The 15,560-nt window shown below is 70.0% G+C and carries 12 protein-coding genes and 1 tRNA gene; 8 read left to right on the top strand and 5 right to left on the bottom strand.

The annotated features are described in order from the left end of the window. The first annotated feature begins 34 nt into the window (after positions 1–34). The 3 genes from GXW78_RS19875 (at position 35) to GXW78_RS19885 (ending at position 1,762) form a co-directional block, all read left to right on the top strand. Positions 35–874, top strand: a complete 840-nt coding sequence (locus tag GXW78_RS19875) for a GGDEF domain-containing protein (RefSeq protein WP_211870637.1) — start codon at positions 35–37, stop codon at positions 872–874. 85 nt (positions 875–959) lie between these two features. Beyond that, a complete protein-coding gene (locus tag GXW78_RS19880; protein WP_211870638.1) occupies positions 960–1,619 on the top strand; it encodes a DsbA family oxidoreductase in 660 nt (219 codons plus the stop codon). A 67-nt stretch (positions 1,620–1,686) separates the two neighbouring features. Further along, positions 1,687–1,762, top strand: a tRNA-Val gene (locus tag GXW78_RS19885). A 441-nt stretch (positions 1,763–2,203) separates the two neighbouring features. Here GXW78_RS19885 and GXW78_RS19890 read toward each other — a convergent pair. The 3 genes from GXW78_RS19890 to GXW78_RS19900 all read right to left on the bottom strand — a co-directional run bounded on the left by GXW78_RS19890 (position 2,204) and on the right by GXW78_RS19900 (position 6,818). After that, positions 2,204–3,004, bottom strand: a complete 801-nt coding sequence (locus GXW78_RS19890) for a hypothetical protein (RefSeq protein WP_211870639.1) — start codon at positions 3,002–3,004, stop codon at positions 2,204–2,206. 68 nt (positions 3,005–3,072) lie between these two features. Further along, entirely contained in the window at positions 3,073–6,564 is a 3,492-nt protein-coding gene (gene mfd / locus GXW78_RS19895) for a transcription-repair coupling factor (RefSeq protein WP_211870640.1), read from the bottom strand. Further along, on the bottom strand, positions 6,519–6,818 hold the full coding sequence (locus tag GXW78_RS19900; RefSeq protein WP_211870641.1) for a succinate dehydrogenase assembly factor 2: 300 nt from the start codon (positions 6,816–6,818) through the stop codon (positions 6,519–6,521). Before GXW78_RS19900 ends, mfd begins: the two co-directional genes overlap by 46 nt. Positions 6,819–6,845: 27 nt before the next feature. Between GXW78_RS19900 and recG the strand changes: the two genes are divergently transcribed. After that, positions 6,846–8,966 carry an ATP-dependent DNA helicase RecG gene (recG, locus tag GXW78_RS19905; protein WP_211870642.1) on the top strand — a complete coding sequence of 707 codons (2,121 nt, stop codon included), beginning with the start codon at positions 6,846–6,848 and terminating at the stop codon, positions 8,964–8,966. 52 nt (positions 8,967–9,018) lie between these two features. Here recG and GXW78_RS19910 read toward each other — a convergent pair whose 3' ends face one another. Further along, the gene (locus GXW78_RS19910; protein ID WP_211870643.1) at positions 9,019–9,930 is read right to left on the bottom strand and encodes an ABC transporter ATP-binding protein; all 912 of its coding nucleotides are present in this window, start codon (positions 9,928–9,930) and stop codon (positions 9,019–9,021) included. Further along, positions 9,927–10,964 (bottom strand): ABC transporter ATP-binding protein, encoded by a 1,038-nt coding sequence (locus GXW78_RS19915; RefSeq protein ID WP_211870644.1) that lies wholly within the window; start codon positions 10,962–10,964, stop codon positions 9,927–9,929. Before GXW78_RS19915 ends, GXW78_RS19910 begins: the two co-directional genes overlap by 4 nt. Before the next feature lie 157 nt (positions 10,965–11,121). On the opposite strand from GXW78_RS19915, the gene GXW78_RS19920 reads away from it, so the two are divergent. The 4 genes from GXW78_RS19920 to GXW78_RS19935 form a co-directional block, all read left to right on the top strand. Further along, positions 11,122–11,850 carry an ABC transporter ATP-binding protein gene (locus GXW78_RS19920; RefSeq protein ID WP_211870645.1) on the top strand — a complete coding sequence of 243 codons (729 nt, stop codon included), beginning with the start codon at positions 11,122–11,124 and terminating at the stop codon, positions 11,848–11,850. Then, positions 11,850–12,578, top strand: coding sequence for an ABC transporter permease subunit (locus GXW78_RS19925; protein ID WP_338147797.1), 729 nt, complete (start codon positions 11,850–11,852; stop codon positions 12,576–12,578). The genes GXW78_RS19920 and GXW78_RS19925 overlap by 1 nt, the downstream gene beginning before the upstream one ends. A 5-nt stretch (positions 12,579–12,583) precedes the next feature. Beyond that, positions 12,584–14,515, top strand: a complete 1,932-nt coding sequence (locus GXW78_RS19930) for a GldG family protein (protein ID WP_211870646.1) — start codon at positions 12,584–12,586, stop codon at positions 14,513–14,515. A 12-nt stretch (positions 14,516–14,527) separates the two neighbouring features. After that, positions 14,528–15,560, top strand: a 1,033-nt coding sequence (locus GXW78_RS19935) for a DUF4340 domain-containing protein (protein WP_211870647.1), incomplete at its 3' end; no start/stop codon positions are given.

Raw genomic sequence — 15,560 nt, forward strand, 5'->3', positions numbered from 1 at the left:
TGTTTCGACAGCATCGCACCCGGGTTCCGGCCGCATGAAGGCGCTGCTGTGGGACCTCGCCTGTGGCGCCGCGCTGCTGCTGTCGATCGTCGCGCTGGTCGTCGCGGGGCGGGCCGCCGTGGCGTGGCGGCACGAACGGTCGCGCATCATCGGCATCCTGGTGGCCGCGGGGGCGTTGCTGGCAGGCATGGTCACCGCGGGCGCCGACATCCTCACCGACCAACCGGCTAAACTGATCGACTGGCTGCGCCTGCCTGGCGCGATAGCCTTGCCGGTCTTCGTCCTAGCCCTGCTCCGGTCCCTGCAGCGCCGCGACGCGCTGGCGCGGAACACGGCGCGCGACGCACCATTCGACCGCATCACCGGCCTTGCCGGCCGCCCCCTGCTGCAGCGCCAGCTGGTGCCCGCCCTCGCCCGCTGCCGAAGGGAGGGCTCGCCCGCCATCCTGCTGGTGATCGGCATCGACGGCCTGGCGGCGCTACGCGCGCAGCGCGGCCCGGGGCCCGCGACGGAGCTGCTGCGCGGCCTGGCCACGATCCTGGGCGATGCCACGCGCGCGGGCGACCTGGCCGGCCACGTCGAGGCCGATGTGCTCGCCGTACTTCTGACCGACGCCACCGGCGAGGCGGCCGAGAGCATTGCCGAGCGCCTGCGAGGCCTGGCCGCCGAGCACCTGGTGAATCCCGCGATGGATGGCCGGCGCATCACGGTCAGCGTCGGCATTGCCGAGGTGGGCGATGGCACGGAAACCGCGGCGCTCGAGGAAGCCATGTCGACGGCCACCGGCGCATACCGCGAAGCCCTGGCCGCCGGTGGCGACGGCATGCGCCTGGCGGCCGCCCCGCCGGCTCGCTCCGTTGCCTTCTCGGCCTGACGACGCAAGCTGAGAAGCGATACGCCTGAAGGGCTTGCCCTGCGCCACAGTTTCACGGCGCCGGCCGGTGCACTAGGATGCAGGCGTGAACCTTCTCGTCCCTCCCCGCGCGCGGCTGCAGGTCGAGGTCGTCTTCGACCTCGTCTGCCCGTGGTGCTACCTCGGGACGCGGCGTCTGCGGCGCGCGCTGCGGGCGAGGCCGGACGTGCTGGTGGACATCCTCTGGCGCCCCTTCCTGCTGAACCCGGACATCCCCTCGGCCGGGCTGCCGCGGCAGGAATTCCTCACCCGCAAGTTCGGCGGCGAGGAACGCGCCCGACGGCTCTACGCCACCATCGCGGAACTCGGCCAGGCGGAGGGCGTGCCCTTCCGCTTCGACCGCATCCGCCGCATGCCTTCCAGCCTCGACGCGCACCGGATGGTCCGCTTCGCGACGCGCGAGGGCCTCGGCGACGCGATGGTTGACGTCCTGTTCCACGGCCACTTCGCCGAGGGCGCCGATATCAGCCATGGCGAAACGCTGTCGCAGCTCGGCGCGCGAATCGGGCTCGACCCGCTGGCGGTGCGGCGCTTTCTGGATTCGGGCGCCGATACCGATCAGGTGCATGCGGAGAATCTCCGTGCGCACCGGCTCGGCATCAACGGCGTGCCGTGCTTCGTCATCGCCGGTCAGCACGCCATCGCCGGTGCCCAGGAACCCGAGGTTCTGGAGCGCTTGCTGGACGTCGCGCTGGTGGAGGCCTGATCGAATCCGATGGGGGCCTTGCGCGGTCCGCCGACCGCGTCTAAGAGGGCGACCCCGCCGCAACGGGGGGCGCATAGCTCAGTGGTATGAGCGCCTGCTTGACACGCAGGAGGTCCGTGGTTCGATCCCACGTGCGCCCACCATTCCCGTGATTGTGGCGTGGCCGAGATCCTGACTCTTCCTGATATTCTTCAGACGCCAGCCGGCCCGCATCTACGGGCCGTGGCTTCGCGCCATGCACTGTCGCGCCGATGGCGGCTGACAATCCGCGCGCGGTCGCGCCGTGCGCGTCAGGGTGTCGTGCCTCCTCCTTCAGTCACCGCCGGCAAGGCGACCGCGTGCATCGGCCATCGGACTGAGCAAGGCGCAGCGGCGCGATCTGAGGCATCAGCAGGCGGCAGGTGCTGCCGGCCTGCACAAACAAGGAAACGGCGGTCCGATGGCCTGCATCGGGCCGGCTGCGCACGGCGCGTGCCGCGCCCAGATCGTCCGCCAGCGCCAAGGCAGGCGGCCGGGTGGCCGCCGCCCACTGTTTGAGGGCTGACCAAAGGCAACTGCGGCTTCCGACCGCGGCGACGTCGCGATCAGAAGCGGTAGCGGAAGCCCACGGCGAAGGTGTTCGCACCTTCATACACGCCGTTGTACGTGCCGAAGATGCCGCTGCGGTGCATGTAGCGCAGCGCCACCTCGTATTGCGGATAGTCCGGCAGAGCGAAGGTAATTTCCGGCGAGAAGAAGTTCAGCCACGCCGACTGGTTCTCCTCCGGCCGGGCATCCGTGCCGCGCTCCACCCGCGGCAGCCGCGTCACGAAGTCCGGTCCCATCGACAGGCCGACCGTCGTGTAGACGTAGTTCGTCCACGGAAATCCGTCGTAGCGGAGATAGGCGACAGCCCAGAACTCACCACCCTCGGTATCTCCGAAGCGATAGGCGCCGCCTGCCTCGAGGTCGAGCATGAAGAAGCGCCAGAAGCGCGCCACGCGGTACTGCACCGCGCCACCGACCAGCGTGTCGTCGCCCCAGGATCCGCTCCAGGGCTGGACGATCAACTCGCGCAGATAGCCGTCCGCGACGGAGGAGCCGAGGAACAGCGTCGCCGACCAGGGCCGTGCGTCGGCCAGCGCGCGCGCGCGGTCGGCCGGGGAAAGGTGGGTTAGGTCCATCACCGGGCGCTGGGCCGTCGCGGCAGGCGGCGGCGTGACAGGCCCCGGCACGGGCGCGGGCTCCGACACCGGCGCAGCGACAGGCGCTGGCGCCGCACTCGGCGGCAACGCCTGCTGTCGGGTGGTCACGGAGCGATCGGGCGGCGGTCCCCCGGCGACCAGCAGGAAGGCGGCCACCGCCAGGGAGGCCAGGCGGGCCGGCCGGGAAAACTCAGCGATCATGCAGGGAGCACCTTGCTCGGAACGATACTCGATTACGGCCGGGCTGCGCGGCTGGCAACTGTCACGGGTCACGCGGCCCGGGCGCGACGCACCAGCCTGGCCAGGGAAAGCAGCAGGTCCCGCGCCGCTTTCACCCGCTGCGGCAGGTCCATTTCCCGCAGCAGCGCGAGCTTGTGATCCGGCCGCAGCTTCACTTGCCCCTTCTGCGCCGTCACCCAGCCGACCAGCCCCGCCGGATCGGCGAAGCGGTTGCCGCGGAAGGACAGCACGACCCCTTTCGGCCCGGCATCGAGCTTCTCGACCCCCGCCTCCCGGCATAGCCGCTTGATGGTGACGACCTGAAGCAGGTTCTCGACCTCGGGTGGCACGGGACCGAAGCGGTCGGCGAGTTCCGCCCCCATCGCGTCATTCTCGGCATCGGAGGCGAGCGACCCGATCCGGCGATAGAGACCGAGCCGAACCGGCAGGTCCGTCACATAGGTCTCGGGGATCAGGACCGGCAGCCCGAGATTGATCTGCGGCGTCCAGTCGCGCTCGGATTCCGCGCCATCCCTGCCCTGCCCCGCCTTGATGTCGGCGACGGCTTCCTCGAGCATCTGCTGGTACAGCTCGATACCGACCTCGCGGATCTGGCCCGATTGCTCCTCCCCGAGGAGGTTGCCCGCACCGCGGATGTCGAGATCGTGCGACGCCAAGGTGAAGCCGGCGCCGAGATTGTCGAGCGTCTGCATCACCTCGAGCCGCTTCTCGGCCGCCGCCGACAGCCGGTGCGACTGCGGCCAGGTGAGATAGGCATAGCCGCGCAGCTTCCCGCGCCCGACGCGCCCACGAAGCTGATAAAGCTGCGCCAGGCCGAACATGTCGGCGCGATGGATCAGCAGCGTGTTCACCGCCGGCATGTCGAGCCCGCTTTCGACGATGTTCGTCGCCAGCAGCACGTCGTGCTTGCCGTCGCCGAACTCGGTCATGATGCGTTCGAGCTCGGTTGGGCTGATGCGGCCATGCGCCTGCACGACGCGCGCCTCGGGCACCATCTCGGCAAGGCGGTCGGCGACCTTCGCCATGTCCTCGATGCGCGGGACAACGCAAAAGACCTGGCCGCCGCGGAAACGCTCGCGCTGGATCGCCTCCCGCAGCACCACGGGGTCCCAGGGCATGATGAAGGTGCGGACCGCCAGCCGATCGACCGGCGGCGTGGCGATCACGCTCATCTCGCGTACGCCGGTCAGCGCCAGTTGCAGCGTGCGCGGGATCGGCGTGGCGGTCAGCGTCAGAACATGCACATCGGTCTTGAGCGCCTTAAGCGCTTCCTTGTGTTTGACGCCGAAATGCTGCTCCTCATCGACGATGACGAGGCCAAGGTTGTCGAACTCGATGCCCTTGGCGAGCAGCGCATGGGTGCCGACGACGATGTTGATCGTCCCGTCCTTGAGGCCCGCGCGAACCTCGGCTGCCTCCTTCGCGGTCACCATGCGGGAGAGCTGTGCGACGCGCACCGGGAAGCCCTGGAAGCGCGCAGTGAAGGTGCGGGCGTGCTGGCGGGCGAGCAGTGTCGTCGGCACCACCACGGCGACCTGCGAGCCTGACATGGCGCTGACGAAGGCCGCGCGCAGCGCGACCTCGGTCTTGCCGAAGCCGACATCGCCGCAGATGAGCCGATCCATCGGCCGGCCGGCGGACAGGTCCTCCAGCACGTCGGCGATCGCGCGGGATTGGTCCTCGGTCTCGACAAAAGGGAAGCGGGCGCAGAATTCGTCCCACAATCCCTCCGGCGGCGTGGCCAGTGTGCCGTCCTTCATCCGCCGCACCGCGGCGGTGCGGATCAGCTCCCCTGCCATGTCGCGGATCCGCGACTTGGCCTTGGCCTTGCGGTTCTGCCAGGAGACCCCGCCGAGCTTGTCGAGCGCGACGCCCGCCGTCTCCGTGCCGAAGCGCGACAGGATCTCGATGTTCTCGACCGGCACGAACAGCCGGTCGCCGCCGTCATAGGTCAGGCGGAGGCAGTCATGCGGGGCGCTGTTGACCTCAATGGCCTCCAGGCCTTCGTATCGGCCGATGCCGTGGTCCTGGTGGACGACGAGGTCGCCCTCCGCGATCTCGGTGGCATCGGCGATGAACTGGTCGGCGCGGCGACGGCGGCGCGGTGGGCGAGCAATGCGCTCGCCGAGCACGTCCTGCTCCGCCGTGACGGCGATCCCCTCCGCGACGAAACCGCGGTCGAGACCCATGACGACAAGCCCGACGACGCCCTCCGGCAGCGCGCGCGCGGCCTTCCAATCCTCGGCAGTCGCGGCGGCGATGCGGTTCTCGCGCAGCAGGTTCGCAAGGCGCTCGCGCGATCCCTTCGACCAGGCGGCGAGCAGCGGGCGCCGCTTCGCCTTCAACTGCGCAGCGGCCAGCCCGGCATAGGCGGTGAAAACGTTCTCCCCGGCTGTGCGCGCCTCGGTCAGCAGCGGGCCGGGGCGGCCGCCGGCCTCGATCCCCTTCGCACCCTCCGCCCCGCCGGCGAAGGGGCTGAATTGCAGGACCGGCGCGCCGGACAGCATGTCGTTCCAGCCCCCGCGGTCGAGATGCAGGGTCTGCGGCGGGGCCGGGCGGTAAGGCACTTCCCCCTCCGAGACGCGCACGGGCACGCGGCGGGCCTCGTAGTGGTCGGTGACCATCTCAAAGCGCGCCGAAGCGACGTCCTCCGCCTGGTGGTCCAGGCTGACGCTGGCGCCGGGCGCGTAGTCGAGCAGCGTCGCCATGTCCTCATGGAACAGGCCCGCCCAATGCTCCATCCCCGGATGCTTCCGTCCCGCGCTGACCGAGACGTAGAGCGGGTCTTCCGTCGCAGCCGCCCCGAACAGGTCGCGGTAGGCGGTGCGGAACCGGGCGCGGGAGGCTTCGTCGAGGGACACCTCGCCGACCGGGCGCAGGCGCAGTTCGGGCACGACCTTGCCGCTGCGCTGCGTCGCGGTGTCGAAGCGGCGGAGATCCTCGATCTCGTCGCCGAAGAAATCGAGCCGCACCGGGTCGGGCTGGCCGGCGGGATACAGGTCCACGATGCCGCCGCGCACAGCGTACTCGCCATGTTCCATCACCGTGCCGGTGCGATGATAGCCATTCGCTTCGAGGAACTCGGTCAGCGCTTCCGGCGCCACGCGCCCGCCCTTCGCGAGCGTCATGGTCGCGCCTTCGAAGGTCACGGGCGGCGGCACCTTCTGTGCAGCGGCGTTGACGGTGGTCAGCAGGATGCGCGGGCGGCTGGGCGTCTCCAGCAGCCGCGTCAGGGTCGCGACGCGCTCCGCGACGATCTCCGGGTTGGGGGAGACGCGGTCATAGGGCAGGCAATCCCAGGCCGGGAAGCGCAGCACCTCGACCTCGGGGGCGAAGAAGGCGATGGCATCGGCCATGCGCGCCATGCGGGAATCGTCGCGACAGATGTGGATCACCGGCGCATCGGTCTCGGCGCGGCGGCGGCACAGCAGAAGGGCGTCGAAGCCCTCGGGGGCGCCATGGACGGTGACGGCCCTCACCGTTCGGCCCCCGGCGGCACGCCCGCGCCTGTCCGGCCGCATTCCTCGGCCATGCGGCGCAGCATGGGGCTGTCGGCCTCGGGCGGGATGCTCCGGCGACCCGAGAGCCAATCGGCCAGGTCCACGTCCCAGTGTTCGAGCACCGCCTCGATCTCATCCAGCTCGGCCTCGGTGAAGCCTGCGACATGGCGCGCGACGAAGCCGCCGATCATGAGATCGGCTTCCTTGGTGCCACGGTGCAGCGCCCGATAAACGAGGCGGCGGCGGCGGGGATCGAGGTCCTGGGGTTCGGGCATGGGCTCCGCCCTGGCATATAGAGGCCGATGGGAATCGTGTCAGCCCGCCCAGACCAGACCGGACCGCAGGGCGTCGATGCGCTGGCGCCGCTGATGGCGCCTATCGTCGATCTCAAAGGCGTGAAGGAAAATGAGGCGCGGCTCATCGCCAAGGCTGCTGGCGGGCCGCGCGTGCTCGATCTGCTGCTCCACCTGCCTGAGCGTTACGTCACGCGCCGCCGCATCGGGCGCCCGTCCCAGGCGCTGCCGGATGCCGAGGTGCTGATCCCCGTGGTGATCGGGTCGCACAAGGCGGGGCGATCCGCGCAGGGGCGCCCCTATGTCCGCGTCCGCTGCGAGGCCGATGGCGAGTCGCTGACCGCCTTCCTGATGAACTGGCAGAAGGCATGGGCGGAGAAGGCGCTGCCCGTCGGTGCCACGCGCTGGTTCGCCGGCACGCTGAAGGAGGAGGCCGAGGACTGGGTGATCATGAACCCGCAGGTCTCGGCGCGGGACGACGGCATTCCGCTGATCCAGCCGGTCTGGCCGCTGACAGGCGCCCTGACGCTGCCGGTCGTGACGCGCGCGATGACCGCCGCGCTGGCGACGCTGCCCGACATGGAAGAATGGCAGGACGGCCCGCTGCTGCGGCGGGAGGGCTGGCCCGGCTTCGCCCCTGCCCTGCACGCACTCCAGGCCCCGGCCGAGGAACCCGGCCCGACGCCGCACCGCCGCCTGGCCTATGATGAGTTGCTGTCGGGGCAGATCGCGCTCGGCCTCGTGCGGCGGCGGTCACGGGAACGGCCGGGCCGCGCGCTCGGCGGCGGCGACGGGCTGCGCCAGCGGGCGCTGGCCGCCTTCGGCTACCCGCCGACCGACGCCCAGCGACAGGCCTTCGCGGAGATCGATGCCGACCTGACCGCCCCGCGCCGGATGATGCGGCTGCTGCAGGGCGATGTCGGCTCGGGCAAGACGCTCGTCGCCGTCATGGCGATGCTGCGTGCCGCCGAGGCCGGCGCGCAGGCCGCGCTGATGGCGCCGACGGAACTGCTCGCGCGACAGCATCTGCGGACCTTCCTGCCGCTCTGCCTCGCGGCGGGCGTCGAGGTCGCGCTGCTGACCGGCGCGGTGAAGGGCAAGGAACGCAAGCGGGTGCTGAACGGCCTGGCTGATGGAACGATCCCGCTCGTGCTCGGCACCCATGCGCTGTTTCAGGAAGGCGTCGTGTTCAGGGATCTCGCTCTGGCCGTGGTCGACGAACAGCACCGTTTCGGCGTCGCGCAGCGCCTCATGCTCGCCGAGAAGGGCGATGCCGTGGACATGCTGGTCATGACCGCGACCCCGATCCCGCGCACCCTACTGCTGACGCAATGGGGCGAAATGGCCGTCAGCCGGCTCGCCGGCAAACCGCCCGGCCGGCAGCCCATAGCGACGCGCGTCGTCAGCCAGGACCGCCTGCCGGAGATCGTCGACCGGCTCGGCGACGCGATCGCGCGCGGCGAGCGCGCATACTGGGTCGTGCGCGCGATCACCGGTTCGGAACGCGACGATTCGGTCGCGGCCGAGGACCGCTTCGCGGAGCTCTCGGCGCGCTTCCCAGGTCAGGTCGGCCTCGCCCACGGCATCCAGGACATTGCGGTGCGCGAGGCGGCGCTTGGCGCCTTCGCCGCCGGCGAGACGAAGATCCTGGTGGCCACGACCGTCATCGAGGTCGGCGTGGATGTCCCCGAGGCCACCATCATGCTGATCGAGCAGGCGGAGCGATTCGGCCTCGCCGCCCTGCACCAGCTGCGCGGCCGTGTCGGCCGGGGGTCGAAGCCGTCATCCTGCCTGCTGGTGCACTCGCCCGGTCTGACGGAGGGGGAGAAGCGTCGCCTGCTGGTGCTGCGTGACACCGAAGACGGCTTCGTCATCGCCGAGGAGGATCTCCGCGCGCGCGGCGGTGGCGACGCGCTCGGCGCGCGGCAGGCCGGGCTGCCCGGGGCCCGGTTGCTCGATCCTAAGGAGGACCGGGAGGAGTATGAGCGGCTGGTCGACATCGCTCATCGCGATGCCGAGCTTCTGCTGCAGAAGGACCCGGCGCTGTCGCTGCCACGGGGACTGGCGGCACGGTCGCTGCTACCGCTGTTCGGGCATGATCTGTCGATGGCGCCGCTGGATGCCGGGTGACGGAGATTGGAGAGGGTCTTGCCCCTCTCCAAGCTTCACGTCCGCGGCCGCGTCATGCCTGGTCCAGCACCCAATGCCCCGGCGACACTTCCTGCAGCCTCGCATCCGCCGGCGGCGTCACCGCCTCGTAGAAGATGCGCTGCCGGGCCTGCTCACGGTCCGGGTCCGGGATCGGCATCGCCGATATCAGAGCCTGCGTGTAGGGATGCCGTGCATCGGCGAACAGTTGCTCCGTGGCCGCCGTCTCCACGATGCGTCCGCGCAGCATCACCGCCACCCGGTGGCAGAGGTGCCGCACCATGGCGAGGTCGTGGGCGATGAAGAGGTAGGCGACGCCCATCTCCTCCTGCAGGTCCATGAACAGGTTCACGATCTGCGCCTGGATCGATACGTCGAGGGCGGTGATCGGTTCGTCGGCCACGATCAGCCGCGGCTCCACGGCGATGGCGCGGGCGATGCCGATGCGCTGGCGCTGGCCGCCGGAGAATTCGTGCGGGAAGCGGGTAGCGAAGCGCGGATTGAGGCCGACGCGCTGGAACAGGTCGGCGACCTTCTCCTGCCTCGCCTTCTTGTCCTTGATGATGCCGTGCGCCTCGAGCGGCTCGGCAACCGCATCGCCCACCCGCATGCGGGGGTTCAGGGAGGAGTACGGATCCTGGAAGACCACCTGCATGCGCCGCCGCATGGTCCGAAGCTGACCGCGGCGAAGCGAGGTGATCTCCTGGCCCTCGAAGTGGATCCGGCCCGCGGTCGCATCGTCCAGCCTCAGCACCAGCCGGCCGGTCGTGCTCTTGCCGGACCCCGATTCGCCGACGAGGCCGAGGGTCTCACCCGCTCCGACGGTGAAGGAGACGCCATCAACGGCCCGCACCCGATGCTCCTCGCGTCCGAAGAAGCCCTTGGTGATGAAGTGGCGGGTGAGGTTCTCGACCTCGAGGACCGGGCGGCCCGCTAGGGCGTTCATGCCGCACCTCCGGCCACCGCGGCCTCGGCGCGCAGCGGGCGCAGATCGTACCAGGCGGCAACCAGGTGGCCCGGCGCGGCGTCCGCCGCCTGGACCAGCGGTGGCACCTCCAAGTGGCAGCGTTCGGTCGCGAATCGGTTCCTCGGCGCGAAGGGATCGCCCTTGGGCGGGTCGGTCATGTCTGGCGGATAGCCGGGGATCTGCACGAGGCGCCTGCCCTTCTCGCCGAATTTCGCCGGGGGGTCGTCATGGTCCGGCAAGGAATGCAGCAGGCCCCAGGTGTAGGCGCTGCGGGTGTCGTGGAAGACGGCGCGCGCCGGGCCACGCTCCTGGACGCGGCCGCCGTACATGACCTGCACATTGTCCGCGATGCCGGCGACGACACCCATGTCGTGCGTGATCCAGATCATCGCCATGCCGAGTTGCTTGCGCAGCCGCCGCATCAGATCGAGCACCTGCGCCTGCACCGTCACGTCGAGTGCCGTCGTCGGCTCGTCCGCGATCAGCAGTTTCGGTTCGCAGGCGATGCCGATCGCGATCATCGCGCGCTGCCGCATGCCGCCGGAGAACTGGTGCGGATACTGCTTCACCCGCCGCTGCGGCTCAGGAATGCCGACGAAGTCCAGCAACTCCGCCGCGCGCGCCCACGCCGCCTTCTTTGACAGGCCAAGGTGCCTCCGCAGGCTCTCGACGATCTGGAAGCCCACGGTCAGCACGGGGTTCAGCGACGACATCGGGTCCTGGAAGATCATGCCGATCTTGCCGCCCCGCAGGTCGCGCATCTCCTTCTCGGACATGGTCAGCAGGTCGCGGCCCTCGAACAGCGCCTGCCCGGCGGCGATGCGTCCGGGGGGCTTCGGGATCAGCCCCATCATGGCAAGCACGTGGACGCTCTTGCCGCTGCCGCTCTCCCCCACCACGGCGAGGGTCTCGCCCGCTTCGAGGCTGTAGGTCACGCCGGTGACCGCCTGGACGGTGCCGTCCCGCGTGTCGAACCGGACGGTGAGGTCACGGACGTCCAGAAGGGGTGCCATGAAGATTCCCTGGTCGCGTATATATTGCGAATGATTCTTAATAGCAGTCTTGCTGCATCGCAAGACATTGGCGGCCCACCGCATGCCGGGGGTTGCATCCCCTCGCGACCGGTCTAAACCGCGCCTCTGCTCCCTCCAGCATCGTGACAGGGGAACCATGACGGCCTTGATCGAGATCGAGCGCTTCACCAAGCGCTTCGGCGCCTTCACGGCCGTGGACGACGTGTCGTTCTCGGTCGATCGCGGGGAGGTCGTCGGCTTCCTCGGGCCGAATGGCGCCGGCAAGTCCACCACGATGAAGATGCTGGCCGGCTTCGTGACGCCCACGGCCGGTACCGCGCGGATCTGCGGGAAGGACGTGGTAGACGACCCCGTGGCGGCCAAGCGCAGCCTGGGCTACCTGCCCGAGGGCGCGCCGACCTATCCCGAAATGACGGTGACGGGCTTCCTGCACTTCGTCGCCCGCATCCGCGGCTATCGCGGCATCGAGGCCGGCGAGCGGGTCGAGGACGCGATGGAGCTGACGCAGCTCGAAAGCGTGCAGCTCCAGCCGATCGAGACGCTGTCGAAGGGCTTCAAGCGTCGCGTCGGCCTCGCGCAATCCCTGCTGCACGACCCGCCCGTGCTGGTGCTGGACGAACCCACCGACGGCCTCGACCCCAATCAGAAGCACGAGGTGCGCGAGCTGATCCGCCGCATGGCGCCGCAGAAGGCGATCCTGATCTCCACCCACATCCTGGAGGAGGTGGAGGCGGTATGCTCGCGGGCGATCATCATCGCCGGCGGCCGCGTGCTGGCGGACGGCACGCCGGCCTCCCTCACCGCGCCGGGCGAATCGCTCGAACAGGTGTTCCGCACCATGACCATGCCGAAGGCAGCCGCCTGATGGGCGCGCTGATCGTCGCCCGCCGCGAGCTCGCGGGATACTTCGCGACCCCCGTCGCCTACGTCTTCATCGTCATCTTCCTGATGATGGCCGGCGCGCTGACCTTCACCCTCGGCGGCTTCTTCGCGCGCGGCCAGGCGGATCTCGGCCCGTTCTTCACCTTCGTGCCCTGGCTGTTCCTGTTCCTGGTGCCCGCGCTGACGATGCGGCTGTGGGCGGAAGAACGCCGGCTCGGCACCATCGAATTGCTGCTGACCCTGCCGCTGCCGCAATGGCAGGCGGTGGTCGGCAAGTTCCTCGCCGCCTGGGCGTTCTGCATCATCGCGCTGCTGCTGACCTTTCCGCTGGTGCTGACGGTCAACTACCTTGGCGAGCCGGATAACGGCGTGATCGCCGCCGGCTACCTCGGCTGCCTGATGGTCGCCGGCGCCTTCCTCGCGGTTGGTGCGGCGATGTCCGCCACCACGAAGAACCAAGTCGTCGCATTCGTCCTCGCCGTCGCGGTCTGCTTCCTCTTTGCCGTTGCCGGCAGCCCGATCGTGACGGAGTTCCTCTCGCAGCGCCTGCCCGTGCTGGCCGAGATCGCGCGCGCCGTGTCGATCACCGAGCGCTTCAACAGCCTGACGCGCGGCGTCATCGCCCTGCGCGACCTGGTGTTCTTCGCGTCCTTTATGGGCTTCTTCCTGTTCGTGAACGCCGTGGTCATCGACCACCGCAAGGCGGATTGACCGAGATGACCGGCACCTCTCCTCCCCGCCCGGGCAGCCGGCGGATCTGGTCTTCGGCGCTTGGCCTGGTCGCGGCGGCCGTGCTCGCCATCGGCGTGAACATGCTGGTGGACCGGCTGGCGCCGCGCGCGCGCATCGACCTGACGCAGCAGCGGCTCTACACCTTGTCGGACGGCACCGTCTCCGTGCTGCGCGGTCTGCAGGACCCGATCACGCTGCGGCTGTTCTACTCGCGCCGCCTCGGCGCCGCCGTGCCCGCCTACGGTTCCTATGCCGAGCGCGTGCGCGCCATGCTCGAGGAATACGTCGCCATCTCCGGCGGGAAGATCCGGCTGGAAGTGTTCGACCCCGAGCCCTTCTCCGAAACCGAGGACCGCGCCCTCGCCCTCGGCATGCAGGGCGTTCCGGTCGACCAGTCCGGCGAGCAGATCTATTTCGGCATCGCCGGCAGCAACCTGCTGGACGATGAGCGCTCGATCGCCTTCTTCCAGCCGGAGCGCGAGCGCTTCCTGGAATTCGACGTGACGCGGATGGTTTATGAGCTGTCCAATCCGCGACGGCCGGTGGTCGGCGTGATGTCCAGCCTGCCGATGAACGGCGACCCGCGCGCGATGATGATGATGCGCGGCGGCCCCGCACCCCAGCCCTTCGCCGTGATGCAGACGCTGCGCCAGTTCTACACGGTGCAGGACGTGCCGCTCGACACGCAGCGCATCCCGGACGAGGTCCAGGTGCTGATGGTCGTGCATCCGCAAAACCTGTCGGATGCGACGCAATACGCGATCGACCAGTTCGTCATGCGCGGCGGCAAGCTGATGGTCTTCGTGGATCCGCTCTCCGAGGGGCAGGCCGGCCGCCCCGGCCCCGGCGGCCGCCCGCCGACCGACACCTCCTCGCAGCTCAACCGCCTGCTGAACGCCTGGGGTATCGATGCACCGAACGAGGCGGTGGTGCTGGACCTGCGCGGCGCCTGGCGCGTGCGCGCAAACCCGAACGACCGCGTGCAGGCGGTGGATTACCTCGCCTGGTTCAACCTGCAGGGTGACTCGATCAACAACGAGGAAGTCGCGACGGCGCAGCTCAACCAGGTCACGGTCGCGGCGGCCGGGCATCTGCGCCAGCGCGACGGCTCCGGCATCGAGTTCACCCCGCTGCTGACCAGCAGCGAGCGCAGCATGTTGGCCAATGTCGAACGCGTGCGGGACAATCCTGACCCGGCGCGCATCCTCGCGGAGTTCCGGTCCGAGAACCTCCGCCGTACGATCGCGGCGCGGGTGCGCGGCCAGCTCAACTCTGCCTTCCCCGACGGCCCGCCCCCGCCGCCGGAAGGCACTGAACGCCCGGCCGACTTCCCGGCCCATCGCGCGACCAGCAACGGCCCGGCGAACTTCGTCGTCTTCGCCGATGCGGACGTGCTGGAGGACCGCTTCTGGGTCCGCACCCAGGACTTCTTCGGCCAGCAGGTGGCGACGCCCTTCAGCGACAACGGCTCGCTGGTCGCGAACATCGTCGACACCTTCGCGGGCGGCGACGCGCTGATCTCGCTGCGGTCGCGCGGCGAATCGATGCGCCCCTTCACGGTGGTGGACGACATCCGCCGCGATGCCGATGCCCGTTTCCGCCAGACGGAGCGCGAGCTGACCGAACGCCTCCAGCAGACCGAGCGCCGGCTGCGCGAGCTGCGTCAGGGCCAGGGCGCGCAGGCCGGCGCGGTGATAACGCCCGAGCAGCGCGCCGAGATCGACGCGGCGCGCGCGCAGATCCTTCAGACGCGACAGCAGCTTCGGGTCGTGCAGCTTGAGTTGCGGCGCGACATCGAGGGGATGGAGACCTGGATACGGGTGATCAACATCGCCGCGGTGCCGCTGCTGCTGGCGGCCTTCGCCATAGGCCTCGGCGTGATGCGCGCACGTCGGCGCAGCGCTGCACGGGCGTAAGGGGGCATCGCCATGCAACGCCGTACCCTTCTGCTGCTGAGCGGCGCGGCCGTCGTCGCCGTCGGCGGCGCGCTGCTGCTGAACCCGAACGAGACGCCGGCGCCCAGCCCGGCCGGCGCCGCCCTCGCCTTCCCCGGCCTGGCCCAACGGCTGCAAGCCGCCGCGAAGATCGTCGCGACCCGTCATGACGGCACGCTGGAGGTGGAACGCCGCGGCGATACCTGGGTGCTGCCCGCCAAGGGCGGCTACCCGGTTCGGCAGGACAAGGTGCGCGAACTGCTCACCGGCCTGACCGAGCTGCGCCTGACCGAGCCGCGCACCGCCAATCCGGACATGCTGGATCGCCTCGGGCTGGATGATCCGTCGCGCGTCGGATCGACGGCCACGCTGCTCCGCGTGCTTGATGCGCAGGGCCAGCCGATCGCGGAGCTGGTGATCGGCCGCCGCCGCGTCCGCACCCAGGGCAACGTGCCGGAAAGCGCCTTCGTCCGCCGCCCGAACGAGAACCAGGCCTGGCTCGCCGAAGGCCGAATCCCGGTCGATTCCGACCCGCAGCTGTGGCTCGACCGCGACATCGCGAACCTGCCGCGCGAGCGCGTCCAGCGCGTCGCCATCAACCGCACCGGCCAGCCGCCGCTGGTGCTCACCCGCGGCGAAGGCCCGGACGGCAAGCTGCAGGTCACCGAGCCCGCCGATCCGCCGCCGACCGAGGAGACCAGCCTCGACGAAGTCGGCCGCGCCTTCGAATTCCTGACCTTTCTCGAGGTGAAGCCCGAGGCGGAGGCCCCCGGCGAGGCGCTCGGCGACAGCCGCTTCGAACTCACCGACAACCTCGCCATCGTCGTCCGCCCCCGCAAGGAGGGCGAGCAGATCTGGATCACCCTCGCCGCGGAGGGCGATGACGAGGCGACGCGCTTCAACGCGCGCTGGCGCGGCTGGGCCTATCAGGTCGGTGCGTGGAAGGAAAAGGCGTTCATCCCGCTGCTCTCCGACTTGCAGCGGCAGCCTGAGCCCGAGGCGCCGGCCGAGGACGCGCCGGAGGCCC

The organism is Neoroseomonas terrae, from assembly GCF_018129025.1.
In the GTDB taxonomy this organism is placed as follows: Bacteria; Pseudomonadota; Alphaproteobacteria; order Acetobacterales; family Acetobacteraceae; genus Neoroseomonas; species Neoroseomonas terrae.

What these genes read in the sequence shown, in the direction of transcription:
- GXW78_RS19890 (WP_211870639.1), bottom strand. Translation starts at nt 3,004, where the DNA reads ATGATCGCTGAGTTTTCCCGGCCGGCCCGCCTGGCCTCCCTGGCGGTG.
- GXW78_RS19900 (WP_211870641.1), bottom strand. Translation starts at nt 6,818, where the DNA reads ATGCCCGAACCCCAGGACCTCGATCCCCGCCGCCGCCGCCTCGTTTAT.
- recG (WP_211870642.1), top strand. Translation starts at nt 6,846, where the DNA reads ATGGGAATCGTGTCAGCCCGCCCAGACCAGACCGGACCGCAGGGCGTC.
- mfd (WP_211870640.1), bottom strand. Translation starts at nt 6,564, where the DNA reads ATGCGGCCGGACAGGCGCGGGCGTGCCGCCGGGGGCCGAACGGTGAGG.
- GXW78_RS19910 (WP_211870643.1), bottom strand. Translation starts at nt 9,930, where the DNA reads ATGAACGCCCTAGCGGGCCGCCCGGTCCTCGAGGTCGAGAACCTCACC.
- GXW78_RS19915 (WP_211870644.1), bottom strand. Translation starts at nt 10,964, where the DNA reads ATGGCACCCCTTCTGGACGTCCGTGACCTCACCGTCCGGTTCGACACG.
- GXW78_RS19925 (WP_338147797.1), top strand. Translation starts at nt 11,850, where the DNA reads ATGGGCGCGCTGATCGTCGCCCGCCGCGAGCTCGCGGGATACTTCGCG.
- GXW78_RS19875 (WP_211870637.1), top strand. Translation starts at nt 35, where the DNA reads ATGAAGGCGCTGCTGTGGGACCTCGCCTGTGGCGCCGCGCTGCTGCTG.
- GXW78_RS19930 (WP_211870646.1), top strand. Translation starts at nt 12,584, where the DNA reads ATGACCGGCACCTCTCCTCCCCGCCCGGGCAGCCGGCGGATCTGGTCT.
- GXW78_RS19920 (WP_211870645.1), top strand. Translation starts at nt 11,122, where the DNA reads ATGACGGCCTTGATCGAGATCGAGCGCTTCACCAAGCGCTTCGGCGCC.